Source organism: Pseudomonas sp. MDT1-85 (assembly GCF_054898065.1).
In genome coordinates this window covers 2,891,880-2,915,094 of sequence record NZ_CM142715.1, presented here as the reverse complement: position 1 = coordinate 2,915,094, position 23,215 = coordinate 2,891,880, and the positions used below count along the sequence as shown (strand labels likewise).

Annotated in this window: 21 protein-coding genes; 12 read left to right on the top strand and 9 right to left on the bottom strand. The window is 59.7% G+C overall.

Annotated features, from left to right (window positions below):
- Positions 1-22: 22 nt before the first annotated feature.
- On the top strand, positions 23-289 hold the full coding sequence (locus ACYZT2_RS13230) for a DUF6124 family protein (protein ID WP_461972733.1): 267 nt from the start codon (positions 23-25) through the stop codon (positions 287-289).
- Between the two features lie 288 nt (positions 290-577).
- Complete coding sequence (locus ACYZT2_RS13225; protein WP_461972731.1) at positions 578-1,198, top strand: LysE family translocator; 621 nt, start codon at positions 578-580, stop codon at positions 1,196-1,198.
- Positions 1,199-1,201: 3 nt separating this feature from the next.
- Here ACYZT2_RS13225 and ACYZT2_RS13220 read toward each other — a convergent pair whose 3' ends face one another.
- A complete protein-coding gene (locus tag ACYZT2_RS13220) occupies positions 1,202-1,615 on the bottom strand; it encodes a VOC family protein (protein WP_461972729.1) in 414 nt (137 codons plus the stop codon).
- Positions 1,616-1,741: 126 nt separating this feature from the next.
- Here ACYZT2_RS13220 and ACYZT2_RS13215 point away from each other — a divergent pair, with 126 nt between their 5' ends.
- The 4 genes from ACYZT2_RS13215 to ACYZT2_RS13200 all read left to right on the top strand — a co-directional run bounded on the left by ACYZT2_RS13215 (position 1,742) and on the right by ACYZT2_RS13200 (position 5,059).
- Positions 1,742-2,824 carry a bifunctional transcriptional activator/DNA repair enzyme AdaA gene (locus tag ACYZT2_RS13215; RefSeq protein WP_461972727.1) on the top strand — a complete coding sequence of 361 codons (1,083 nt, stop codon included), beginning with the start codon at positions 1,742-1,744 and terminating at the stop codon, positions 2,822-2,824.
- Positions 2,825-2,869: 45 nt separating this feature from the next.
- A complete protein-coding gene (locus ACYZT2_RS13210) occupies positions 2,870-3,682 on the top strand; it encodes an isocitrate lyase/PEP mutase family protein (RefSeq protein WP_461972725.1) in 813 nt (270 codons plus the stop codon).
- A gap of 74 nt (positions 3,683-3,756) precedes the next feature.
- Positions 3,757-4,374, top strand: coding sequence for a DNA-3-methyladenine glycosylase family protein (locus tag ACYZT2_RS13205; RefSeq protein ID WP_461972723.1), 618 nt, complete (start codon positions 3,757-3,759; stop codon positions 4,372-4,374).
- Between the two features lie 196 nt (positions 4,375-4,570).
- Positions 4,571-5,059 (top strand): GFA family protein, encoded by a 489-nt coding sequence (locus tag ACYZT2_RS13200; RefSeq protein WP_461972721.1) that lies wholly within the window; start codon positions 4,571-4,573, stop codon positions 5,057-5,059.
- A 170-nt stretch (positions 5,060-5,229) separates the two neighbouring features.
- Here ACYZT2_RS13200 and ACYZT2_RS13195 read toward each other — a convergent pair whose 3' ends face one another.
- Positions 5,230-5,838, bottom strand: a complete 609-nt coding sequence (locus tag ACYZT2_RS13195; RefSeq protein ID WP_008010271.1) for a MiaE family protein — start codon at positions 5,836-5,838, stop codon at positions 5,230-5,232.
- Between the two features lie 161 nt (positions 5,839-5,999).
- Between ACYZT2_RS13195 and ACYZT2_RS13190 the strand changes: the two genes are divergently transcribed.
- On the top strand, positions 6,000-6,863 hold the full coding sequence (locus ACYZT2_RS13190; RefSeq protein WP_461972719.1) for a universal stress protein: 864 nt from the start codon (positions 6,000-6,002) through the stop codon (positions 6,861-6,863).
- Between the two features lie 104 nt (positions 6,864-6,967).
- Here the strand turns inward: ACYZT2_RS13190 and ACYZT2_RS13185 are convergent, their stop codons facing one another.
- Complete coding sequence (locus tag ACYZT2_RS13185) at positions 6,968-7,438, bottom strand: DUF1289 domain-containing protein (RefSeq protein WP_461972717.1); 471 nt, start codon at positions 7,436-7,438, stop codon at positions 6,968-6,970.
- A 407-nt stretch (positions 7,439-7,845) separates the two neighbouring features.
- Here ACYZT2_RS13185 and acnB point away from each other — a divergent pair, with 407 nt between their 5' ends.
- The gene (gene acnB, locus ACYZT2_RS13180; RefSeq protein WP_461973098.1) at positions 7,846-10,446 is read left to right on the top strand and encodes a bifunctional aconitate hydratase 2/2-methylisocitrate dehydratase; all 2,601 of its coding nucleotides are present in this window, start codon (positions 7,846-7,848) and stop codon (positions 10,444-10,446) included.
- A 217-nt stretch (positions 10,447-10,663) separates the two neighbouring features.
- On the opposite strand, the gene ACYZT2_RS13175 is transcribed toward acnB, so the two are convergent.
- Positions 10,664-11,944, bottom strand: a complete 1,281-nt coding sequence (locus tag ACYZT2_RS13175; protein WP_461972715.1) for a serine/threonine transporter — start codon at positions 11,942-11,944, stop codon at positions 10,664-10,666.
- Between the two features lie 678 nt (positions 11,945-12,622).
- On the opposite strand from ACYZT2_RS13175, the gene ACYZT2_RS13170 reads away from it, so the two are divergent.
- From ACYZT2_RS13170 to ACYZT2_RS13160, 3 genes are all read left to right on the top strand, one after another.
- Positions 12,623-13,135, top strand: coding sequence for a DUF4822 domain-containing protein (locus ACYZT2_RS13170; protein ID WP_461972713.1), 513 nt, complete (start codon positions 12,623-12,625; stop codon positions 13,133-13,135).
- A 62-nt stretch (positions 13,136-13,197) separates the two neighbouring features.
- On the top strand, positions 13,198-13,635 hold the full coding sequence (locus tag ACYZT2_RS13165) for a hypothetical protein (RefSeq protein ID WP_461972711.1): 438 nt from the start codon (positions 13,198-13,200) through the stop codon (positions 13,633-13,635).
- Between the two features lie 193 nt (positions 13,636-13,828).
- On the top strand, positions 13,829-14,800 hold the full coding sequence (locus tag ACYZT2_RS13160; protein ID WP_461972709.1) for a 2-hydroxyacid dehydrogenase: 972 nt from the start codon (positions 13,829-13,831) through the stop codon (positions 14,798-14,800).
- An 8-nt stretch (positions 14,801-14,808) separates the two neighbouring features.
- Here the strand turns inward: ACYZT2_RS13160 and tssA are convergent, their stop codons facing one another.
- The 5 genes from tssA to ACYZT2_RS13135 all read right to left on the bottom strand — a co-directional run bounded on the left by tssA (position 14,809) and on the right by ACYZT2_RS13135 (position 22,425).
- Entirely contained in the window at positions 14,809-15,897 is a 1,089-nt protein-coding gene (tssA, locus tag ACYZT2_RS13155; protein ID WP_461972707.1) for a type VI secretion system protein TssA, read from the bottom strand.
- Positions 15,894-19,730 carry a type VI secretion system protein gene (locus tag ACYZT2_RS13150; RefSeq protein WP_461972705.1) on the bottom strand — a complete coding sequence of 1,279 codons (3,837 nt, stop codon included), beginning with the start codon at positions 19,728-19,730 and terminating at the stop codon, positions 15,894-15,896. Before ACYZT2_RS13150 ends, tssA begins: the two co-directional genes overlap by 4 nt.
- Positions 19,727-20,494, bottom strand: a complete 768-nt coding sequence (locus ACYZT2_RS13145) for a DotU family type IV/VI secretion system protein (RefSeq protein WP_461972703.1) — start codon at positions 20,492-20,494, stop codon at positions 19,727-19,729. The genes ACYZT2_RS13150 and ACYZT2_RS13145 overlap by 4 nt, the downstream gene beginning before the upstream one ends.
- An 18-nt stretch (positions 20,495-20,512) precedes the next feature.
- Positions 20,513-21,844, bottom strand: a complete 1,332-nt coding sequence (gene tssK / locus ACYZT2_RS13140) for a type VI secretion system baseplate subunit TssK (RefSeq protein WP_461972701.1) — start codon at positions 21,842-21,844, stop codon at positions 20,513-20,515.
- 131 nt (positions 21,845-21,975) lie between these two features.
- Positions 21,976-22,425, bottom strand: a complete 450-nt coding sequence (locus ACYZT2_RS13135) for a type VI secretion protein (protein WP_461972699.1) — start codon at positions 22,423-22,425, stop codon at positions 21,976-21,978.
- Positions 22,426-22,653: 228 nt separating this feature from the next.
- Here ACYZT2_RS13135 and tssB point away from each other — a divergent pair, with 228 nt between their 5' ends.
- A complete protein-coding gene (gene tssB, locus ACYZT2_RS13130) occupies positions 22,654-23,202 on the top strand; it encodes a type VI secretion system contractile sheath small subunit (protein WP_320390854.1) in 549 nt (182 codons plus the stop codon).
- Positions 23,203-23,215 lie beyond the last annotated feature (13 nt).

Genomic DNA, 23,215 nt, shown 5'->3' with positions numbered 1-23,215 from the left:
GACAGACCGCGATTTAAGGCAAATGCCGATCAATCGTGGTCTGTCCCGTGTTTTTCTCGATGCTGCCCGTAAACCAAGCAGAATGTTCATGGTCGCCCCCGACATGGATACCGAAAGCTTGCTGGCCCATGCCTGCGAATCACTGGCATCAGCCAGTGTCATGCTCAGTGATTTTGCAAACCTTCTGGAAAACCCGCATCGCAACACCATGCTGGGAATTCAGCAGAACATCATGCTGGGCGAGCTGGCGGTAAACCGGGCGCTGGACAATATCGATCCGCAGAACTAGTCGCTTCGTCTGTTGAAAAGCGAACTTAACCAAGCAATGCCAGTCAGCTAAGGCGCAGATCCTGTGGGAGCGGGCTTGCTCGCGAAGAGGGAGTATCTGCCAACATTAATGTTGCCTGACACACCGCTTTCGCGAGCAAGCCCGCTCCCACATGGATTGCGCTAACCGACTGGCATTTGCCTTAACCAAGCCGGCACAAGTGTACGGCGATTTGCGTCTGCCGCTGTATGGGCCGGCCCACTCCTCACTCATGATAAACATACGGCTCTCGTTACTGGAACCGTCGTCATGGACCTCGCCACCCTCACCCTGTTTCTCCCGGCCTGTTTCGCCCTGAACATGGCCCCCGGGCCGAATAACCTACTGTCGATCAGCAACGCCACCCGCTATGGCTATCGTCGCGCCTGCGTGGCTGGCGTCGGTCGTTTGCTGGCGTTTGCCGGGATGATCGCCCTGGCCGCCGCCGGGTTATCAGTGGTGCTGCAAACCTCGGAATGGCTGTTCTATGCGATCAAAATCATCGGTGCCGCTTACTTGTTGTACCTGGCCTGGCAACTGTGGCGCGCCAATCCCGAGGCCGAGCAGCTTGTGACCGGCGCGCCGATTGGAATTGTCGCTCTGGCGCGGCAGGAGTTTCTGGTGGCGGCGGGCAACCCCAAGGCTATTTTGCTATTCACCGCCTTCCTGCCGCAGTTCGTCGACCCGACTCAGCCCATTGCCGCGCAATTCGTCGAGCTCGGCGCGTTGTTCCTGCTGCTGGAATGGATCGCCATCAGCGCCTACGCCTACATGGGCCTGCACATGCGCCGCTGGTTCGCCGAACCCCGGGGCAAGCGGATTTTCAACCGTTGCTGCGCAGGATTGCTGTCGGCGGCGGCTTCGGTGCTGTTGATGGCGAAACGAACTTGATCTTTAACCTTGGGACGGCCCTTTCAGTTCGACCTGATTGCCGTCCGGATCGAAGCAATAGATCGACAACCCTTTACCTTCAGCGCCGAAACGTACGGCGGCTTTCTCGGGCGTCAGGCCGAAGGACTGCAAGTGACTGACCAGCGCTTCCTCGTCGAACGGTTCAATGCGCAGGCAGAAGTGATCGACGTTGCGCCGTTCGTGGCCAGCGGCGGCACCGCCCTTGCGCCCGAGTTCGCCCTGGATGTCGACGAGGTCGATCATCGAGGTGCCCGCACGCAAATGCACCAGGCCCAAGTCGTCGCGGCGCATTACCAGTTCGGCGCCGAATACCTCGCCGTAAAAAGTGATGCTTCGTTCTAGATCCTTGACGCGCAGGACGATGTGATCGATGTGTTTAATGGTGAATGCTTGCATTGGGTGGATTCCTGTAAATATCGTTTACAGCATGACCGGTGACCCGATGACTGTAGCTCAGGGCGACAAAAATTCACTGTCGATTTTCCGGTGGAGGCGCCGGACAACGCGGCATATGCTCAGCCCATGAACCTACAAAACGCTGTGCTTCCGCCCCACGCCGAGATGGTTCGCGCCATGCTCGAACGCGACACCGCCTACGAGGGGGTGTTCTTTACCGCGGTCAAAACCACGGGCATTTTCTGCCGCCCCGGCTGTACGGCGCGCAAACCGAAGCCGGAAAACGTCGAGTTCTTCGCCCATGCCGATGAGGCCATGTCGGCGGGCTATCGGGCCTGCCTGCGTTGCAAGCCGCTGGACGCCGCGGCCATCGCGCCGGACTGGGTGCAGCGGCTGCTCAAATCCGTGGACGCCGATCCCGACCTGCGCTGGACCGATGCCCAGTTGCTCGCCGAGGGCATCGAGCCGCTGAAACTGCGCCGCTGGTTCAAGCAGCATTTCGGCATGACCTTTCACGCCTGGCTGCGCAGTCGGCGCCTGGGTATCGCCCTCGGTGGCATCAAACAGGGCGAATCCATCGACAACGCCGCGTTCGACTCCGGCTACGAATCCCTCAGCGGTTTTCGCGATGCGTTTCAAAAGTCGTTCCACATCACGCCCGGCCGCGCCGCCCACAGCGAGCCGCTGCTGTTCACTCGGCTGACCACGCCGTTGGGGCCAATGATCGCCATGGCCGAACAGCGTGGTCTGGTGCTGCTGGAGTTTCTCGATCGACCGGCGCTGACCAAAGAAATCGAAGAATTGCAAAACCGTTATGGCTACGCCGTGGCCCCCGGTCACAACGGGCATTTGCGGCAGATCGAAGAAGAACTGGCGCAATACTTTGCTGGTAAACGGAGCGAATTCAACGTGTTACTGCACCTGCCCGGCAGCGCTTTCGCCCGGCAGGTGTGGGCTGAGCTGATGAAGATCCCGTACGGCCAGACCACTACTTATGGCGCCATTGCCGCGCAACTGGGCAAGCGCGGCGCCAGTCGCGCCGTGGGCCTGGCCAACGGACAAAACCGCCTGGCGATTATCCTGCCCTGTCACCGGGTGATCGGTGCAGACGGCTCGTTGACCGGCTATGGTGGAGGACAACCGCGCAAGGCGTTTCTGCTCAGGCTGGAAAGCGCCGCGGTGCAAATCACCCAACAACTCGCGTTCTGATCACTCCACCGTTTATTCAAAAAAAGTCATAAGGGAGGACATTCGATGGACACACTCGACAACCAATTCCACCAACTGCACCAGAGCGGCCTGCTGATTCTGACCAACGTTGCCGATGCCACCGGGGCGCGGCTGGTCGAGCAACTGGGCAGCAAGGCCGTCGCCACCAGCAGCGCGGCGGTGGCCTGGGTTCATGGTTACCCGGATGGCAACACCTTGCCGCTTGAACGGCTCGTTTCCACGGTCGAATCCATCACCCGAATCATTACGGTGCCGTTGACCGTCGACATTGAGGCCGGTTATTCCGATGACCTGGAGCGGGTTGCGCAAGTGATCGACGCCGTCATTGCCGTCGGTGCCGTGGGGATCAATATCGAGGACGGTGCTTCGCCACCCGAGCTGCTGGCCCGCAAGATCGAAATCGCTCGCCAGGTTGCCAATCGCCGGGACGTAAAGCTATTTATCAACGCTCGCACTGACGTGTATCTCAAGGGCTTGGTGCCGGCCGAAGATCGTGTCGCGGAGACACTCAAACGGGCCGCGTTGTATCAGGCCGCCGGTGCCGATGGGCTGTTCGCGGCGGGCGTCACGGCGGCGTATGAGATCGAAGCGCTGTGCCGTGGAACGAAGCTGCCGGTGAACGTGCTCGGTTTCGCCGGCCTGCCTTCGCCTGAAGAACTGCAAGCCCTCGGCGTGCGCCGTTTGAGCGCCGGCTCGAGCATCGCCGAATTCCTCTACGGTGCCATGGCATCGGTGGCGAAAAGCTTTCTGGAAACCGGAAAACTCGATACCAGCGACCTCAAGGCCTTCACTTATGGCCAAGTGAACGCCCTGCTGGCCACCACCGGCAAAGTTTGACCGCAAGCAATGGAGTGCGGCGCTACGGGGCGACGACTAATCTTCCCGCAGTCACCCGCACTTCAGGATGTTCCATGCCCGATACCTATCAACTGGCCAGCGAATTTCTCTCGGCCCTCGATGCCGACTGGCAACGCCACATCAGCACCATCGGCCCCTGCCTGCATCAGCCCCATGCGGCTCGCGATCCTTATGAGTCGCTGGTGCGGGCGATTGCCTATCAGCAACTGCATGCAAAGGCCGGCGATGCGATTGTCGGTCGGCTGCTGGCGTTGTTTCCGGCGAGCACCTTCCCCAGACCCGAGCAGATTCTGGCGACAGACTTCGAACAGATGCGCGGTTGCGGGTTTTCCGCCAGCAAAATCGCGACCATTCAGGGCGTCGCTCAAGCGGCTCTGGACGGCGTGGTGCCGGATTACGCCACCGCCCTGGCCATGGACGATGAAGCGCTGATCGAGCGCTTGATTACCTTGCGCGGAGTGGGTCGCTGGACGGTGGAAATGCTGCTGATCTACAGCCTCGAGCGACCAGACATTTTGCCGGCCGATGACTTTGGCGTGCGTGAGGGTTATCGGCGGCTGAAGGGCCTGGAGGTACAGCCGACTCGCAAGCAGATGATTGAAATCGGGTTGGCGTGGCGCCCTTATCGGACGGTGGCGGCGTGGTATTTGTGGCGGGTGCCCAGCCGATAGACCGCGTTATCTTCATCGCGAGCAGGCTCGCTCCCACAAGGATCGAGGCTGTTCACAGATTTTTGTCCCTCCCACGGAACCTGTGGGAGCGGGCTTGCCCGCGATAGCGGCCGCTCAGCCACCCTGAATTCAACGGCCCGGAAACACTGACAGTCTAGGCTGTGTTGAGCCATACCAAGACCCGTCGGAGGTTCCCATGCAGCTCGAAGGTTCCTGCCATTGCGGCGCAGTGTCGTTCAGCCTGACCAGCGCCCACCCCTACCCTTATCAACGCTGCTATTGCTCGATCTGTCGCAAGACCCAGGGCGGTGGCGGTTATGCGATCAACATCGCGGGCGATACCGCCAGCCTCAAAGTGCGCGGTCGCAAGCACATCTCGATTTACCATGCGCGGCTCAAGGAAAAAGGTGACAAACGCGCCCACCGCAGCACTGCCGAGCGGCATTTCTGTTCCGTTTGCGGCTCGGGATTATGGGTGTTCAGTCCTGAATGGCCGGACCTTGTCCACCCATTCGCCTCGGTCATCGACACGCCGCTGCCGGTGCCACCCGAGCACACGCACGTGATGCTCGATTCAAAAGCAGCATGGGTGGAAGTCCAGACGCAGCCCGCTGATCGACAGTGCGAGGTCTGGCCCGAAGAGTCCATCGCCCAATGGCATGAGCGTCTGGGTTTGAGCCGTTAGGGGGCTAAGCAGGCGGTGTACACCTTTTGATGTTGAGGTGTTGCAGATGGCCCCTTCGCGGGCAAGCCTCGCTCCTACGGATCACTTGTAGGAGCGAGGCTTGCCCGCGAAGGCGTCCGCAAGAACGACACAGCTAATCCAGGCGCCCACGGCGAGTCCGCACACGGGGGTTACGCCGCTACCGGCACACCACTGTGAAAGCGAAACTCCACATCCGGCGACTCGATCAACGCCTGCTCGGCGTCACGAACCTTGTCGATCACTTGGGCGATGTCCTTGGCGTCACCGTACTGATAGGCCAGTTTCAGGTAACCCTGGAAATGCCGCGCCTCGCTTTTCAGCAGACCGAAGTAGAACTTGCCCAGTTCTTCATCCAGATGCGGCACCAACGCCTCGAAACGCTCGCAGCTGCGGGCTTCGATGAAGGCGCCGACCACCAGCGTATCCACCAGCTTCACCGGTTCGTGGCTGCGTACCACTTTGCGCAGCCCCGAGGCGTAGCGCCCGGCGGACAGCTGACGCAACTCGATTTTGCGCTTCTTCATCAGGCGCATGACCTGCTCGTGGTGCACCAGCTCTTCCCGGGCCAGACGCGACATCAAGTTGATCAGATCGACGTGGGAGTGATATTTGGCAATCAGGCTCAACGCCGTGCTGGCCGCCTTGAATTCGCAGTTTTTGTGGTCGATCAGCAAGGTTTCCTGATCGGCCAGCGCGGCCTGGACCCAGCCATCAGGCGTGCGGCAGCCGAGGAACTCGTGAATTTCGGGAAGGATCATGGGGCTCACGGATAAAAGGTACAGAACGAAGGGCGCCGATTATACCGGCCTGCCGACAGACCACCAGCCGCGACCGTTGATATGCATCAAGTCGCCGAATGCCGACCAGCAACTATAGTTGTCCAACGCAGTGTTTTTTACCTTCCAGGGAGATTCCGATCATGCAAGCCATTCGCAGCATTCTGGTGGTCATCGAACCCGAGCACTCGGAGAGTCTGGCGCTCAAACGGGCCAAACTGATCGCTGGCGTGACCCAGGCCCATTTGCACCTGCTGGTCTGCGATAAAAAGCATGACCACGCTGGCATGCTGGGTGTGCTCAAGGCGGCACTGCTGGAGGACGGTTACAGCGTCACCACCGAACAGGCCTGGAACGACAGCCTGCACGAAACCATCGTCGATGTGCAGCAAGCCGAAGGCTGTGGGCTGGTGATCAAGCAGCATTTCGCTGACAGCCCGCTGAAAAAAGCCCTGTTGACCCCGGCAGACTGGAAACTGCTGCGCTACTGCCCTACTCCGGTGCTGCTGGTGAAAACCGCCAAACCCTGGACCGGCGGCGTGATCCTGGCGGCCATCGATGTCGGCAATATCGACGGCGAACACCGCACCTTGCACGCCAGCATCATCGATCATGGCTACGACATCTCCAGCCTGGCCAAGGCCCATTTACATGTAATCAGCGCTCACCCGTCGCCAATGCTGTCGGCGGCCGACCCGACGTTTCAGCTCAAGGAAACCATCGAGGCCAGTTACCGCGAGCAGTGCAAGGCGTTCCAGGCCGAGTTCGATATTGATGATGACCACTTGCATATTGAGGAAGGTCCGGCGGATGTGTTGATTCCGTATATGGCCAAAAAATTGGGAGCGTCGGTGACGGTAATCGGCACAGTGGCGCGGACCGGGTTGTCGGGGGCGTTGATCGGTAATACGGCGGAAGTGGTGCTGGATGCGCTGGAGAGCGATGTGCTGGTGCTCAAGCCGGATACGGTCATGGATCATCTGGAAGAGATCGTGACCCAACATTGAAATCTGCGGTACCCGGCAGGACGCCATCGCGAGCAGGCTCGCTCCCACATTGGATCTGTGGCGCTCACAAATCCCCTGTGGGAGCGAGCCTGCTCGCAATGCTCTTAACCGCCGAACGCATCCTTGAGAAACCCCGGCGCAATGTAGCGCTGGTAATGCGCCTCAGACAGCAGGAAAAATTCCCGATCAATGGCATCGCGCAGTTCCGGCAGGTTCCAGTCGCGGAACTCCGGCAGCAGCACCATCCCATAAGCTTCCAGATTATTGATGACCCGCGCGCCGCGGGCGATCAGCTGGTAAGCCCAGCAATATTCCGACTGGTGCGGCACAAAGCGGATCTTGCGCTGTTCCAGCTGCAGGCGCAGCAACGCGGGGTCGAAAATCTCTACCTTGCCGGCCATCACCTGCGACAGCAGTTGCTCAAGACGCAGCCACACCGCGCGTTTTTCTTCCTCGTTGTAACCGTTCCAGCGAATCACTTCATGGTGAAAACGCTTGCAGCCACGGCACACCAGATCACCGTAAACAGTGGAACATAGGCCGACGCAGGGGGTCTTGATGGTCTGATTGGGCATAGGTAGGCAAAACACGGGAAAGCAGAACAGATCGGCATGTTAGCCCTTTGTCTAACATTCATCACCCCTCAAAATTCAGGGCCTAACTTACCTTTAATTTTTTTTTGCCGTAGAATCAGCCAGCCTTTTAAGGCGCCAATGTCCGTTAGAAGCTGTTTTCAAAGCGTCACGAGCACAGTCGTTCCTTCAGAGCGGTGTTGGCGAAGGGTTTTTCAGCGGTGAAAAACCTGACGCCAACCCTCATCAGCTCCCCGTTCTGCAGGCGTAAAACTTTGAAAGCAGCTTCTGTAAGGAATTGCCGGTAATTCTGGCTAAGCGGCCCACAACGCCACGCAGTGCATGAGTACGGCAATTTCGGGATGAGCGTCCCGGACACCCATTTGGGACCACTGATGAGGGTAATAACTGTGCTTGAAGCCTACCGCAAACATATCGAAGAGCGTGCAGCACTGGGTATCGTTCCCCAGCCGCTTAACGCCGAACAAACTGCAGGCCTGGTCGAGCTGCTGAAGAATCCCCCGGCTGGCGAAGAAGCCTTCCTCGTTGACCTGATCACCAATCGCGTTCCGCCAGGCGTGGACGAAGCTGCCTATGTAAAGGCCGGTTTCCTCTCTGCCCTCGCCAAAGGCGAAGCCAAATCCCCTCTGATCGACAAGAAACGCGCTGTTGAACTACTCGGCACCATGCAGGGCGGCTACAACATCGTGACGCTGGTCAATCTGCTGGACGACGCCGAACTGGCGCCAGTGGCCGCCGAAGAACTCAAGCACACCCTGCTGATGTTCGATGCCTTCCACGATGTGGCTGAAAGAGCCAAGAACGGCAACGTTCACGCTCAAGGCGTTCTGCAATCCTGGGCCGACGGCGAGTGGTTCAAGAACCGTCCGGTGCTGGCCGACAAGATCAGCCTGCGCGTGTTCAAGGTGACTGGCGAAACCAACACCGACGACCTGTCCCCTGCTCCTGATGCCTGGTCCCGTCCGGATATCCCGCTGCATGCCCTGGCCATGCTGAAAATGGCTCGCGACGGCATCGTTCCGGACGTGCAAGGCTCCATCGGTCCGATGAAGCAGATCGAAGAAATGCGCAACAGCGGCTTCCCGATCGCCTACGTCGGTGACGTGGTCGGTACCGGCTCGTCGCGTAAATCGGCCACCAACTCGGTGCTGTGGTTCTTCGGCGACGACGTTCCTTTCGTGCCGAACAAGCGTGCTGGCGGCTTCTGCTTCGGCAGCAAGATCGCTCCAATCTTCTACAACACCATGGAAGATGCCGGCGCACTGCCAATCGAATTTGACGTAACTAACATCAACATGGGCGACGTGATCGACCTGTACCCGCACGCAGGCAAAGTCTGCAAGCACGGTACCGACGAAGTCATCACCACCTTCGAAATGAAGACCCCTGTGCTGTTGGACGAAGTCCGTGCCGGCGGTCGTATTCCACTGATCATCGGCCGTGGCCTGACCGATAAGGCTCGCGCCGAACTGGGTCTGCCAGCGTTCGACCTGTTCAAGAAACCGGATGCCCCGATCGAAAGCACCAAGGGCTTCACCCTGGCGCAGAAAATGGTCGGCAAGGCGTGCGGCGTAGTCGGTGTGCGTCCAGGCACCTACTGCGAACCGAAGATGACCACCGTCGGTTCCCAGGACACCACTGGCCCGATGACCCGTGACGAACTGAAAGACCTGGCGTGCCTGGGCTTCTCCGCTGATCTGGTGATGCAGTCGTTCTGCCACACCGCGGCTTATCCAAAGCCGATCGACGTGACCACCCACCACACCCTGCCTGATTTCATCATGACCCGCGGCGGCGTTTCCCTGCGTCCGGGCGACGGCATCATCCACAGCTGGCTGAACCGCATGCTGCTGCCGGACACCGTCGGTACCGGTGGTGACTCCCACACCCGTTTCCCGATGGGCATTTCGTTCCCGGCCGGTTCCGGTCTGGTCGCATTCGCCGCTGCCACTGGCGTGATGCCGCTGGACATGCCGGAATCGATCCTGGTGCGCTTCAAAGGCGAGATGCAACCGGGCGTCACCCTGCGTGACCTGGTTCACGCCATTCCTTACTTCGCGATTCAGGCAGGCTTGCTGACCGTCGAGAAGAAAGGCAAGAAGAACGCCTTCTCCGGCCGCATCCTGGAAATCGAAGGCCTGGACAACCTGAGCATCGAACAGGCTTTCGAGCTGTCCGACGCCTCCGCCGAACGTTCGGCTGCCGGTTGCACCATCAAGCTGTCGAAAGAGTCGATCACCGAATACCTGCAATCGAACATCACCCTGCTGCGCTGGATGATCGGTGAAGGCTACGGTGATGTGCGTACCCTGGAACGTCGTGCTCAGGCGATGGAAGCCTGGATCGCCAACCCTGAGTTGATGGTTGCCGATGCTGACGCCGAATACGCTGAAGTCATCGAAATCGACCTGGCCGACATCAAAGAGCCTGTGCTCTGCGCGCCAAACGATCCGGACGACGCCCGTCTGCTGTCCAGCGTTGCTGGCGAGAAGATCGACGAAGTGTTCATCGGTTCGTGCATGACCAACATCGGTCACTTCCGCGCTGCCGGCAAGTTGCTGGAACAGGTCAAGGGTCAGCTGCCAACCCGTCTGTGGCTGTCGCCGCCGACCAAAATGGACGCTCACCAGCTGACTGAAGAAGGCTACTACGGCATCTACGGCAAGGCCGGCGCACGCATGGAAATGCCAGGCTGCTCGCTGTGCATGGGTAACCAGGCACGTGTAGAGCCGAACTCGACTGTTGTGTCGACGTCGACCCGTAACTTCCCGAACCGTCTGGGTGACGGCGCGAACGTCTACCTGGCTTCGGCCGAGCTGGCGTCCGTTGCGTCCATCCTGGGTCGCCTGCCGACCGTCGAGGAGTACATGGAATACGCTGGCAAGATCGACAGTATGGCGGCCGATGTTTACCGCTACCTGTCCTTCGACCAGATCGCCGAGTTCCGTGAAGCGGCTGCGAACGCCAACATCCCGGTCGTTCAAGCCTAACGTTACAACGCCATAAAAAACGCCGCCCATCGTGAGATGAGCGGCGTTTTTTTATGCCTGAAGAAATGTGGGGCTCACTGCCTGGCTCACCTGAAGAACGAGGCGCCCCCATCGCGAGCAGGCTCGCTCCCACAGGAACGGTGCAGAACCTGTGGGAGCGAGCCTGCTCGCGATAGCGGACTCACAGGCCCGCAGAAACGTCAGTGGTCACTCAAATTCAGGCGGTCAGCGAATAGATCAACGCCGAAATCGCCACAAGGCCCACCGCCGTCACGAAGACATTGGACGCCTGACCACGAAAGCGCGCCATCGCTGGCACTTTACGGATCGCGTACATCGGCATCAGGAACAGGATCGCCGCGATGATCGGGCCGCCGAGGGTTTCGATCATGCCGAGAATGCTCGGGTTCAGCGTGGCAACGATCCAGCAGACCACCAGCATGAACGCCGCGGTCATACGGTCTAGCGTCTTCGGTGCCGGGCGTTTGCCACTCTTGACGATCAGGCCCTTCAAGCCTTCGCTGGCGCCGATGTAGTGCCCCAGGAACGACTTGGAAATGGCCACGAAAGCAATCAACGGCGCCGCGAAGGCGATGGTTGGGTTGCTGAAGTGGTTGGCCAGGTACGAAAGGATCGACAAGTTCTGCGCCTTGGCTTCCGCCAGTTGCGTCGGCGACAGGGTCAGCACGCAGCTGAAGACGAAGAACAGCACCATCACCACCATCAAGAGGTGGGCGCGGGACAGGATCTGCGAGCTGCGCTCTTCGGCATGCACGCCGTAGCGACGCTTCTGGTCCACCGCAAACGCCGAGATGATCGGAGAATGGTTGAACGAGAACACCATCACCGGAATCGCCAGCCACAGGGTGTGCAGCAGCGCCGACGGCTCAGGCAGCGTGGTCGCGGTGCTGAGAATGCCGCCATTCCAGTGCGGAACCAGGAACACCGCCAGGAACAGCAGCGCGACGATGAACGGATACACCATCAGGCTCATGGCCTTGACGATCACCTGCTCACCGCAACGCACCACTGCCAACAGGCCGAGAATCAGCACGAACGACAGCACGGCGCGCGGTGGCGGCATGATGTGCAGTTGATGTTCGAGGAAACTGCCCACGGTGTTGGTCAGCGCCACGCTATAGATCAACAGGATCGGGAAGATCGCAAAGAAATACAGCAACGTGATCAGCGCGCCGGCCTTGATGCCGAAGTGTTCTTCCACCACTTCGGTGATGTCAGCGCCTTCGCGGCCAGACAACACAAAGCGGGTCAGACCACGGTGTGCGTAAAACGTCATGGGGAACGCCAGCAACGCCAGGACCAGCAGCGGCCAGAAGCCGCCCAGCCCCGCGTTGATCGGCAAAAACAGGGTACCGGCCCCGATTGCCGTGCCAAACAGGCCCAGCATCCAGGTGGTGTCATGGCGATTCCAGCTTTCGAGACTCGCTGGTGTCGCCGTTACATAGCGTTCGTCGACGCTATTGGCCTGATCATTCATCCGGTCGGATCTCCGCTTTCCGGTCACTTGCCACCCGGTCAGGACGAGTCGGAAAAAACCGACAGACAGCGCCCTGGCCGAAACAGGGCGCGATTCTCCGGGATAAATGAGCGCAAGCAAAGACTTAGCTGAGGAATGGTTATGCGGATCAGATCAATGGGCTGTCGTTTTTTACTCAAAACAATGTCGCTGACAGGTATGAATGCGTCGGATTCTGGCAATCCTTATAGCTGGTTCACCCCCCGAATCAGGTATCGACACATTTGTTTGGCTACTTCCCCATCAAAAGCAACAGCAAGATCAAAAGATCGCAGCCTTCGGCAGCTCCTACAGGGGAAACGCGTTCACATGAAGTCAGGCGGTTGGCAGGTCGCCCTGCTTTTGATTTTTCTGCGACGACCCAAGCCATAACTCCAGTATCCTTTTGTTGTCGAGAGCATTGATATTTAGCCAAACAACATTAAACACTTAATCATCTCGACACCTAGGAAAGATCCTATAACTTAAACACCCAAAAATGATCACAACAAAATATTGCTGAAAATCAAATAATGCTAATTTGTTACAAACAACTACCCAGTCATTGATCAACCCACCCTTTCAGGACTATATTTTTTTGCCTGGAATTCGAATGATTAATCGCAAGCGACCTTCCAAACTTGATAAAGAGATATCCGCATGCAAACAAACATTATGACGTCTACATGCCTGCTGCTTGCAGCGCTGCTTTTCCCCCTCGCCAGCTCCGCGCAACAGGCCCCTGCCCCTGCCGACGTTCGCGAGCTGGCCTCCTCCCCTCGATGGCTGACCACCAAGGTCTATATCGAGGACGCCCCCGCAACGGACGTCAAGGCGAATTACCCTGGAGTAGTCGGAATATCGACGTGGGACCCCGAACGCAATCGTTATGAGTTCTTTTATACCGATACAGGAGAGTCAAAGTACAACCAGGGCGGTGGTGGTTACTTCTTTGTCACTGGCGACCAAAAAAAACACATTCTTGTGCCCGATGTCGGGCCAACCAAAACCGTAGTCAGGCGATTGGAAACGTTGAACAAAAGTGAATTCACTTATTCTCGTGAAGTGCCCCGCGACATGGTAGACAACAACCCTCTTGTGCGTATCTATGTCGTTCACGCCCCTTATACCGGAACAGTGGACACAAAGTCCGCCATCAAACCCGACCTATAACCTCAGTCAGCTCCCTGTTATCGGTTTAATCCTAACTCGTCCAATGAAACACGGAGTTCAACATGCAAATAACACTCAAAACACTACTGATGTCTACGCTACTGATCTCCTCGACCTACTGCGCAGCGGTCAGTGCGCAAACCACCAAACCACTTGAAAAAGCAGCCGTTGCCACGCCAGACAATGCCGTCATGCTGACCGTATTCCTCAAACATGATCAGTCGCGGCCCTTGAGCGAACTCAAGGCTCAGCTTGCCCAGCAAGGATTTTATAAGACGTTTCCCCCTGCGGGCGTCGAGGTTGTCAGCTGGAACATCATGATGGGTATCGGGCAAGTCGTCACAGTGCGCTTCCCGGCCTCCCGTCTGGCGGAAGTGAACCTCGCACTTGAAAACACCGCGTGGGGAAGTTACAGAACCGAGTTCTATCCGACTTATGATTTCAAGCCGATCGCCCTCGCGGAACAAACCAAAGCCCAACAAACGCAAACGGCCCAGTGATGCTGGCAGCACACTGGATCTCCCGTGTGCTGCTGCCGCCAGCATTCCCCCTCCCGTGACCTTGCTTCTTGCGCGAAGCCGTCCAGACTGAAATGACCACTGTGCGAATGACGACCATTGCCAAGCAGTTCCGCAATCAGCACTCTGAAACGACTTTCGGGGCCAACCCGCCGACGATCACAGGAGCCGCGCAATGCCCGCAACCGTTCTGGTACTGGTTGAAACCATCAATGAATACCTGCCGATTCTCGAACACCAAGGGTTTCATTTGATCCTGGCTCCGACCCCGGCCGAGCGCGCCGCTGCCATTGCCCGCCAGGGCAGTCAGATTGATGCGGTGCTGACCCGCGGTCCATTGGGCCTGCAGGCCAATGAAATTGCCGCCCTGCCCAACCTCAAAATCATCTGCGTGATCGGCGCCGGCTACGAACACGTGGACCTGCAAGCCGCCGCCGACCGCGGCATCACCGTCACCAACGGGGCCGGCGTCAATGCCTCCTCCGTCGCCGACCACGCCATGGCGCTGCTGCTGGCGCTGGTGCGGGATATTCCTCGGGCCGACGCCGCCGTGCGTCGGGGCGAATGGCCGAAAATCATGCGCCCTTCCCTGGCGGGCAAACGCCTGGGCATCCTCGGCCTCGGTGCCGTCGGCATCGCTATCGCCAAACGTGCCGCCAACGGCTTCGACATGAGCGTGAGTTACCACAACCGCCAGCATCGTAGCGACGTGCCCTACAGCTTTTGCTCGACGCCGACTGAACTGGCGCGCCATTCGGATTTTCTGATCGTTGCCGCACCCGGCGGGCTCGGTACTCAGCACTTGATCAACAGACAGGTGCTCGACGCCTTGGGCCCCCAGGGGTTCATCGTCAACATCGCGCGGGCCAGCGTGATCGTCACGGCAGACCTGATCAGCGCGCTGGAACAACGACGGATTGCTGGCGCCGCGCTGGATGTCTTCGATAATGAACCCCAGGTGCCGGACGCCCTCAAGGGGTTGGCCAACGTGATTCTGACTCCGCATGTCGCCGGATTGTCCCCGGAAGCCACCCAAGGCACCGTGGAACTGGTCGGCAAAAACCTGACGGCGTTTTTTTCCGGTCAACCGGTCCTGACCCCGATTGCTTTACCGCCGCCGACGGCTGCCACCCGGAACACTCATTAAAGGACGCACTAAAGGACGCCCAGCAGCGTCCAGAGTCGCCGGGATTCTGCATCGGCGCTGATCAGTTCTCCAAGCAGCTCGCTCAGGGGCTTGTTGCCCCACTCCACGCCCCGTTTGATCAAATAGGGCACCGGGCTGTGGGGTTCGGTGCGCGCCAGGTACTCGGCGATCAACAGCAATTGCCGGTACGCCTCTTCACGATTCGCCGGCTCGCTGAACACCTGGGGTGTCGGAGTGATGTCCGGCACGGCGACCGGGCTCGATACCGCTACCGCCGGCGTTTCGACAGGCGCCGGGGTTGGTTTTCGTGGGTGCATGGCGATGAACTCCTGAACCAGCGTCAACAACGCTTCGATCACATCCTGCAGCGCTTTGAAGCCTGGGGCCTGATTGCCGAGATACGCGTCGCTCCACACCTCCAGGCGTTGCAGATGCTGCTGGCTGAGCAGCAGCGTGCCCTGGCTGCGCAACCAGAATGACAACGGGGTGGCGCGAATCTGTTCGGTCAGTTTTTTCTGTTCGTTGCGTGCGTTCTCGGCCGAGGTCTTGGCTGTTTTACTGTCGCTGGCCTGTACCTGTTGCAGCTGTAACCGGCGCCAGGCATCCAGACAGAAACCATCGAATTCATTGTTGCGCGGCTCGAACAACGGCACTCGGGTCAGCAACACTTCAGCGTAGCGTCGAGCCAGCCATTCGAGCGGTATCACCCGCCATGACTGATCGCCGTCCTCAGCCTGTGGATGCAGGTGTTCGGGATAGCGCTCGCATAACCCGGCCACCAGCGCCAGGCTGCCCGGCAAACCTTCGAGCCCGTCCTGATGCAGCCAGGCCTCCCCCAGCCAGGCGCTGAGCATCAAATCCTTGCTGCGTTCGAGCAGCAGGCTGGTGGTCAGTTTTTCCAGTTCCGGCCATTGGGCGCGCTTGATCGACGACTGCCACACCCCCGTGGGCAAACTGGTGTCGTCCTCACGGCGCATTTCGCGCAACCGGTCGAACTCAGATTCATAACGCAGGTCCTGGCCACAGGGCGCCTCCACGCTGATCGGTTCGAGCAGTTGGGTAATCAGTTCCGGCAACGGCGTTGAAGGTTGATTCACAGGCCCTCCTTTTGGGATTCGATGTCATGGGCTTCAATGCCCGCGGTCGATCTCGTCACCATGAACGGTGAGCGTGGGGCCCGGGTTGGCAAGGGCTGAATGGAAAGCGGCAATTTCGAGCCCTGGGTCATCAACGACAAACGCACAAACATCAGGGTTTGCTCGGCGGTGGTGGTGCTGGCCTGCGTCGTCACGGGCAGGCGCAAGGTCAACGGAAAATCCGTGTAGTCCATGTTCGGCTGGCGTTGCACCGACACGTGCGAGCGCATCAAGCGCAATAACGACCACGGACCGCTGTACTCCCAGCCGGCTTCCAGATCCCGCACTACCAGGCTTGGCTGTAACGGATCGTTGGCCGGACGCTGGTAGCCATTTCGGGCCCAACGCAAGGTCAGCCGGACCGGTTGGCCGACCATCCAGCGCAGGTTCTGCTGAGGCTCGCCGGGGTAGCTGAGCTGTTGATTGCCGGCATTCAAGCCCCAGGCGATCACCTGATCGGCACCGCGCTCTTCCTCTCGATCGGTGCGCCAGCGCACGTCCATTTCCAGCCCCAACACACCGCTCTTGTCGCGTACGAACATCGGGCCCAGCCACGTGCTGGCTTGCTTCAGACGATTGAGAAAGTCCTCGGCGGCCAAGCGCTCCGGGGTCTGGCTCAGAACCAATCCGGCCTGCGCCACCGGCAAACGCTTGTCGATCAGCTCCAGCAAATGCTGAACCCTGGCCGGATCGGCGTCGGCGGCTTGAAGGCCATTGGCAAACGGAAAGCGCTCCGCCAGGTACTGATTGAAATAATTAGCCAGGTCGTTCCACGCTGCCGCAGCCTGTTGCTGTTGCAGAAACTGGCAGCGTTGCATGGCGGTTTGTTGCAGATCCACCGCCCGCAACGCCAATGTTCCGCGCCCGCCAGACAGGTTGGCGGTTTGCAGGATCTGGCCGCAGGACGTGGCGTCCATTTCGATGAAGTCGCGGCTCACCAACTGCTCGATCTGCGCTGGCGAGCTGGCGGGATTCTGCTCTTTGTACTTGAGCAGTTCGTCGTTGAGCGCACTGAACTGCGTCACGCGTTCATAATCCAGCGCCGAGAGATTCTGTTGCTGCACTTTCAGCCATTCCAGCGCCGAAGTGCGGCGCTCGGTGATACCGAGCATGGTGTTGAATTGCTGCTTGAGGCTCAGTTTCAAATCCTGCACGTCGTTGGCGCCATACAGTTGCAGCCCCAGGTTTTTCGAGCCGTCCCACTGGCTGATTTCGGTGCGCCCGCTGAACAGCGGCTGGGCGACGATTTCGTCGAGGCCGTTGACGATTTCGGCCAGGGCGCGGCGGTTCAAGGCTGTTTGCAAACGCGTGGCCAGATCGCTGCGACGCACCTCGATAAAGGCTTTCTGCAAGGCAATCGCCTGGGGGGCCTGCACATTGAAGACGCCGCCGTGGGCCTGCGCATTGTGCTCGCGCAGGCTCGACAACATCGCCTTCACCACCGCGCCTTCGGCCGCTTGCAGCAATGCGCCGCGATACGCCGGGGGAATGCGTGGCAACTCTTCGGCGGCGTAACTCTTGTAGCTGGCGAAATAGTTCAGCGCACTGTCGAGGTCGTCGCCATCAACGCCCTGCCCCTGCCCACTCGGGGCTTCGGACCGATCCGCCTGTAAGGCGATGGCCACAAAGTCACGTTTGAATAGCGCCTGCACGGCGTTATTGAGCTGCACCACATGTTCCTGCAAGACCAGTTGCCCGCTGCCTTGCTGAATCAACAAATTATCCCGGGAACCGGCCTGGACGATCCATTGATCGCGAAAGCTCTGCTGCAGCTTGGCCGCCTGCATCTCCAACTGTTGTTCCAGTTGCGGTCCGAGCAAGACACTTTTGCGCACGTTGTCCAGCAACTCGCGATAGCCAGGCACCAGGTCCTGACCTTTGCCCCGGCCCCACGCCGAATTCGTCAGGCCGATCACGGTTTGCAGGTCATCGACCAGTGCTCGCAAATCTTCGAGCTCGGTGAGGGTGTTGCCACTGCCGGCTTCGAGCCGTTCCAGATGCAACTTGAGATAACCGGCCTGACGCACGAAATTGTCGGCCAGGAAATACTGATCCAGCCAGCGCTCCATGAGCCCGAGGAAATTTTCCTCGATCACCGGACTCTCGACGGTCAGATCCAGTGGTCGCAAGTCGCTGCCATCCACATCGAATAACGCCCGGTTGTAAAAACCGGCGCGGTGCAAAGTGCCGACGTTGAGGTTCAGCGATAACGCGTTGTTGCTCAGCAACACCAGGTCTGCGAGGGGGGCCTTGGGGCTGTTCAGCGCCTGACTGAACCACTGGTTCTGCTGCTCCAGACGTACCGCGCGCTCCACCAGATCCTTGGCTTTGACGTAATTTTGCCATTGGGCCGGATCTTCGCTTTCAACGTTGCCCCGTCGTTCGGTGTTGCGGATGGCCTTGAGTTGCGCCAGCTCCGCGCTCAACAGGTCACGCAGCGGCAGCATCAAATGGTTGTGGGCGGTCAGGCGCAACTCGCTTGCCAGCTGCGCATCCAGCGAAGAGAACCAGGAGGTCGGAAATACCACCGAGGTGAAGTTCCAGCCCGGCGCCTTTTCCAGCACTCGCCAGAAACCCTGGACGTTGCGCCGGGTCGACTCCAGCCGATGAGATTCATCGGTGACCGCCGCGTAGTTTTTCTGCGCCCCTTGCAACAGGCGCGAGAGTTCATGGGCCTCCTTGACCGAATCCTGCCAGACCCACAGCATGCCCGCGCCCCAAACCACCGCGACCACCAGCGCCACTGCTCCGGTCACGCGCTGCCAGCGCTGACGCAGGCGTAACAGACGCGGCACCACCTGGGCCAGGCCGCGCTCGGCGACCATCCGCCGCTGCCACAATTGACGGGCAAAGGCGCTCTGCTGCAACCCTGTGTCGTAGGCCGAAAATCCGTCGGCGCTGTCTTCCGAGGGCTGATTGGCAGTGAAATAAATACCGCGAAAGCGCGGCGCCTCGCCTTGAGCATTGCCCTGGAAAACCGGCTCCAGCAAGGATTGCAGATGGCGCTGCAACGCTTCGAAGCGTTCCGGCAAGCCATACAGCTCAGTGCTCAACTGCCCGGACAAGGCACCGATTTCGATGATCGATTCCGCCAAGGCCCGAGTAACCTGATCCAGTGCCTGATCGCTCCATTGCGCCTGCCAGACCGCATCGGGCCCATGGGGAGAAGACCAGCCCAGCGTGCGTTCGCGGGCCTCGACCGGCAACGCGGTGATCAATTCCTGAAATCCCGGCAACTCTTCCATGCCGGTAATGACCACGTAAACCGGCAAGCTCAGCCCGAACCGTTGCAACAGATCGATGAAGCGTCGGCGTGCCGCCAATCCGAGGGTCGTGGCTTGCTCGACGTTGCCCAGCCGGCTGACCGGCACCGTCCAGATCACCCCGTCCAGCGGACGTTGACTGCGCAAACGCAGGATCAACCCCAGCAAACGCCACCAGCCACCGCGTTGCAGATGCATGCCTTCATCCGGCAAAAACAGCGCCTGTGGCACCACGAGCACCGCCCCTTCAGGGTCCGACCACCAGCGACCGAACCAGGCCGGTTTGTCGGTGGGCTGCAAGCGCCACTGAGTACATAACTGCGAGCCCTGGGTTTCGTTGCCGAGCATCAGCAGCCATGGAATCTGGTAGCGATCCTGGGTGCCCTGCTCCTGCTCCATGTGCCGCACCGCCAGGTAAAAACTGCGAATCGCCGCACCGCTTTGCGTGCGCAACCACCAGACCGCCACCCCGACAATCGCCAGCACCAACAGCACGGCGACGATGAGGCCGATAATCCCCAGAGTGCTCATGAGTCTTGCTCCGAGGCGATCACGGAATCGGTCAGTTGCAAGACCGGTTCGAGCTCCAGACGAATGTCACGCCAGAACAACTGCCCCAACCCGGTCAGCAGCAGCACCATGGCGAGAATCCCCAGGCCCAGGCGAAAACCGTCGGGCAACGAAAGGCGCACCGGCAATTGTACCGGCGGCACGGCCGAAGGTTGTTCGAGCCGGGCACTGACGTCGGCATAATCCGCCTCGTGCTGCCAGGCAAAGGTGAACAGCGCCAGGCGCCATTTTTCATGCTGGGCCTGATTCTGTTCGCCGCGCAGACGCCCCTGAAACCCCAGCACCAGACACTGCAAATAGACATTGGCCAGATCGCGGGTGGTGGGGATTTGCTCGTCCAGCAGTTCCTTGATCGCCAGCGGTATCCGCTCACCGGCCTGACGGCTGACGTACAAACGCGACTCAAGGGGTTTTTCCTGCCAAGCCGATTGGCCCGGCCACGGTGTGAACAGCAAGGTTTCATCAACCAGCGCGACAAAGGCATAGACCAGCGCCTTGACTTGCTCGGTGGCGGCGTCACCGACTTTGGCGAATGCGGTTCGCCAGAGTCGTTGGGAGATTTGCGTGGACAGTTCGACCACCGCTTCCACCAGCGCCTCGTCTTCGCTGTCCTTGGGCAACTGGTTCCAGTCCTGGGACCATTGCCGCCAGGCCTGGCGAAAAGCACTGCTCAGCGGCGCTTCGTGGAGGCCTCGTGTACCCGACCCGACATTGCCCTCAGACATATGACGTTCCTTCCTTGATCAAGCACTTTCACCCGCCTGGGCGACAAACAACACCACTTGCCATGGACTGCTGGCCAGCCTGGAAGCCGGGGCGGCAATCAGCAACGGCAACTGCCCGTCGAACCATTGGCCTTCGGCCGTCACCACAAACAACCGCGTATCGTCACCGACGCTGTAGGCCACTTGTTCATTGCGACTCATGGCCTGATGGGACAAACCGCTCATGCGCTGGCGACTGAGCAGCGCGATGTGCGGCTGCGACGCGATGATCGCCCCGCGCAGCCATTCACTCGCGGCCTGTTCGCTGGCACCGTTGGGCATGCGCAAACCGATGACCAGCCGTTGGCTCGGCTGATCGTCGGGCAATTGAATCGAGAAGGCCTGCTCACTGCGCTCGAACGCCAGGCTGCGGTAACCGGCGCGGATCAGTTCGAGGGTCTTTTCAAGCCAGTCGAGCACCGCGTCATAGCCGCGCTGCAACTCTAGAAAATCCAAAGGAGCGAACGCCGGAACACCGGCCAATGGATCGAGCGCCGACCAGGCGCCGGCCAACCCGAGCAGCAAACCATACAGCGCCTGAGGCGTCGCCACTCGACTGTTCAGCAGGCCTTCGACTTCCGGCAGCCGCGCCCAGAGCGCCGTCAACTGGCGGCGAATTTCCAGCGCGTCGTCCTGATTGCCAGCCTGCTGCGCCTGGCGCAAACGACCCGCGAGGAACATGCATTTCTCCCGCGCCCGGGCACACAGCCCCGCCACGCGCCGACCCACAACCGATTCGGGCAACAGGCACGGCGTCGGCGGTGTGTAAGGCAGTTGAAGAAAGCCGCCGCCCTCCTTGCGAATTCTCAGCAGCGGCAGGCAGACGGAGTCCGCCTTGTTCAACTGTGTGCACAAACGCGGGTTCGGACGCCAGACCGTGATCGATTCGGGGTACTCGCCGCTCGTGAGGTCCGGCAGCGCATCGCCGACCACCGATTGCAATCGGCCCTTGAGCGGCAGCAACTGCCCGGCGCGCCACAGGGGACTGATCGCCAGGTAAACGGTGACGGTGGCATTGTCCGTGGCGTCGATCGCTTCACTGACGTCGAGCTCCAGCATCGGCCCCACACCGGCCTGCAGATTGACCGGCAAACCGTCCGGCAAGGTCGCCTGCAAATTGATCAGTCGTACCAGCCCGGCGCTTAGTGCCGAGGGATCGAACTCGACCCGAGTCACGCCCCAGAACCACGGATTACAGGCCTGGGCAAAATGCGCCACCAGCGCCTCGGCCCGCAGCCCTTGCAACTGAAAATGCTGGGGCAACAACTGCATGCCCTCATGCCAGCAAACCGCGTCAGGTAGCAGACTCATACGATTCCCTTCGACCTCTGGTGGCGCCGCGCAAAAAAGGACCACTTGGCCCGCTTTTCGTAGGAGCCAGGCTTGCCGGCGAAGGCGCTCTTAAGGACGCCTTCGCCGGCAAGCCTGGCTCCTACAGGTGTTCAGTTCGGGTGATCGCTGACCAGCGTCATTTCGCGACTGTCGAACTTGAGCCAGGCGTTGCTCTGATCGTCCAGCCGTAACCGGTGTGCTCCGGGAGTGTTATAGCTGGCGAAGACTAAAAGTCCAGCCGCCCGCTTGCCCCCCAGCGGGAAGGGTTGTTTGTCGATGAATTGACCGGGTACAAGTTCCAGCCCCCAGACCGTCATCAGCTGTCGGTAGTCGCGCTGGAACTGTTCGCGTTCGGCGAACCACTGCCGGGCGGTGATGCCCGACAACTGCTTGAGCAGGTCCGCGTCGTTCACCGCAATGAAGTCCACCGCGATCGGCGTGTCATCGTTGGCGCGGGGCGCGACGTCCAGCGTCAGGTTATCGAGGTCGACACGAGGCCCGAACAGCGAACACCCGGCGAGTGACAACAGGAGAACCACAGAAAAAAAACGTGTGTCCAAAATGAATTTTCCTTTTCTCGACACGGTCCAAAAACGTTTTTTGTTTGCTTTTTTATAGACCTGTTCTAGCGTCTTGGGTAGTTCGGTCGGCACGACGAATGTGGAAGGTTCGTCAAAGGAATGACAGGTCCTCTGCCCTCCCTTTCTAACCTACGGTCCAGTAAGGGAATGCGATGAAACGGGCCTCCCGATGCATTGCGCCCGCCTCATGCATCGGAGTCAGCCACCATGGCAGAAAGTACTCAGCACAAGCTCGACAGGGTTCGCCCGCCCCGGGTGCAAATCACCTACGACGTCGAAATCGGCAACGCCATCGAGAAGAAAGAATTGCCGTTGGTTGTCGGTATTCTTGCCGACCTCTCCGGCAAGCCTCTCGAGCCACTCCCGAAACTGAATGAACGGCGCTTCACCGAAATCGACCGCGACAACTTCAACGAAGTGCTCGCCTCGATCGGCCCGCGCGCCACCTTGCAGGTCACCAACACCCTCAGCGGCGACGACAGCAAACTCAACATCGAGCTCAACTTCAAACACATCGACGACTTCGACCCGGTCAAGGTGGTTGAGCAAGTGACCCCGCTGCGGCGTCTGTTCGAAGCTCGTCAGCGTCTGCGCGATCTGCTGACCAAGCTCGATGGCAACGATGATCTGGACAAGCTGTTGCGCGACGTCATCGCCAACACCGAGGGACTGCAAGAGATCAAGTCGGCCCGTCCGGAAGCCGCCGCTCCCGCCCCCGCAGGCGATGCAGAAGTACCGGCCGAACCGCAAGCCTGATCGCTCATCCACT

Excerpts from the sequence above, each read along its gene's own strand:
- ACYZT2_RS13230 (WP_461972733.1), top strand. The coding sequence starts at position 23 with ATGCCGATCAATCGTGGTCTGTCCCGTGTTTTTCTCGATGCTGCCCGT.
- ACYZT2_RS13225 (WP_461972731.1), top strand. The coding sequence starts at position 578 with ATGGACCTCGCCACCCTCACCCTGTTTCTCCCGGCCTGTTTCGCCCTG.
- ACYZT2_RS13220 (WP_461972729.1), bottom strand. The coding sequence starts at position 1,615 with ATGCAAGCATTCACCATTAAACACATCGATCACATCGTCCTGCGCGTC.
- ACYZT2_RS13215 (WP_461972727.1), top strand. The coding sequence starts at position 1,742 with ATGAACCTACAAAACGCTGTGCTTCCGCCCCACGCCGAGATGGTTCGC.
- ACYZT2_RS13210 (WP_461972725.1), top strand. The coding sequence starts at position 2,870 with ATGGACACACTCGACAACCAATTCCACCAACTGCACCAGAGCGGCCTG.
- ACYZT2_RS13205 (WP_461972723.1), top strand. The coding sequence starts at position 3,757 with ATGCCCGATACCTATCAACTGGCCAGCGAATTTCTCTCGGCCCTCGAT.
- ACYZT2_RS13200 (WP_461972721.1), top strand. The coding sequence starts at position 4,571 with ATGCAGCTCGAAGGTTCCTGCCATTGCGGCGCAGTGTCGTTCAGCCTG.
- ACYZT2_RS13195 (WP_008010271.1), bottom strand. The coding sequence starts at position 5,838 with ATGATCCTTCCCGAAATTCACGAGTTCCTCGGCTGCCGCACGCCTGAT.
- ACYZT2_RS13190 (WP_461972719.1), top strand. The coding sequence starts at position 6,000 with ATGCAAGCCATTCGCAGCATTCTGGTGGTCATCGAACCCGAGCACTCG.
- ACYZT2_RS13185 (WP_461972717.1), bottom strand. The coding sequence starts at position 7,438 with ATGCCCAATCAGACCATCAAGACCCCCTGCGTCGGCCTATGTTCCACT.
- ACYZT2_RS13175 (WP_461972715.1), bottom strand. The coding sequence starts at position 11,944 with ATGAATGATCAGGCCAATAGCGTCGACGAACGCTATGTAACGGCGACA.
- ACYZT2_RS13170 (WP_461972713.1), top strand. The coding sequence starts at position 12,623 with ATGCAAACAAACATTATGACGTCTACATGCCTGCTGCTTGCAGCGCTG.
- ACYZT2_RS13165 (WP_461972711.1), top strand. The coding sequence starts at position 13,198 with ATGCAAATAACACTCAAAACACTACTGATGTCTACGCTACTGATCTCC.
- ACYZT2_RS13160 (WP_461972709.1), top strand. The coding sequence starts at position 13,829 with ATGCCCGCAACCGTTCTGGTACTGGTTGAAACCATCAATGAATACCTG.
- ACYZT2_RS13150 (WP_461972705.1), bottom strand. The coding sequence starts at position 19,730 with ATGAGCACTCTGGGGATTATCGGCCTCATCGTCGCCGTGCTGTTGGTG.
- ACYZT2_RS13145 (WP_461972703.1), bottom strand. The coding sequence starts at position 20,494 with ATGTCTGAGGGCAATGTCGGGTCGGGTACACGAGGCCTCCACGAAGCG.
- tssK (WP_461972701.1), bottom strand. The coding sequence starts at position 21,844 with ATGAGTCTGCTACCTGACGCGGTTTGCTGGCATGAGGGCATGCAGTTG.
- tssB (WP_320390854.1), top strand. The coding sequence starts at position 22,654 with ATGGCAGAAAGTACTCAGCACAAGCTCGACAGGGTTCGCCCGCCCCGG.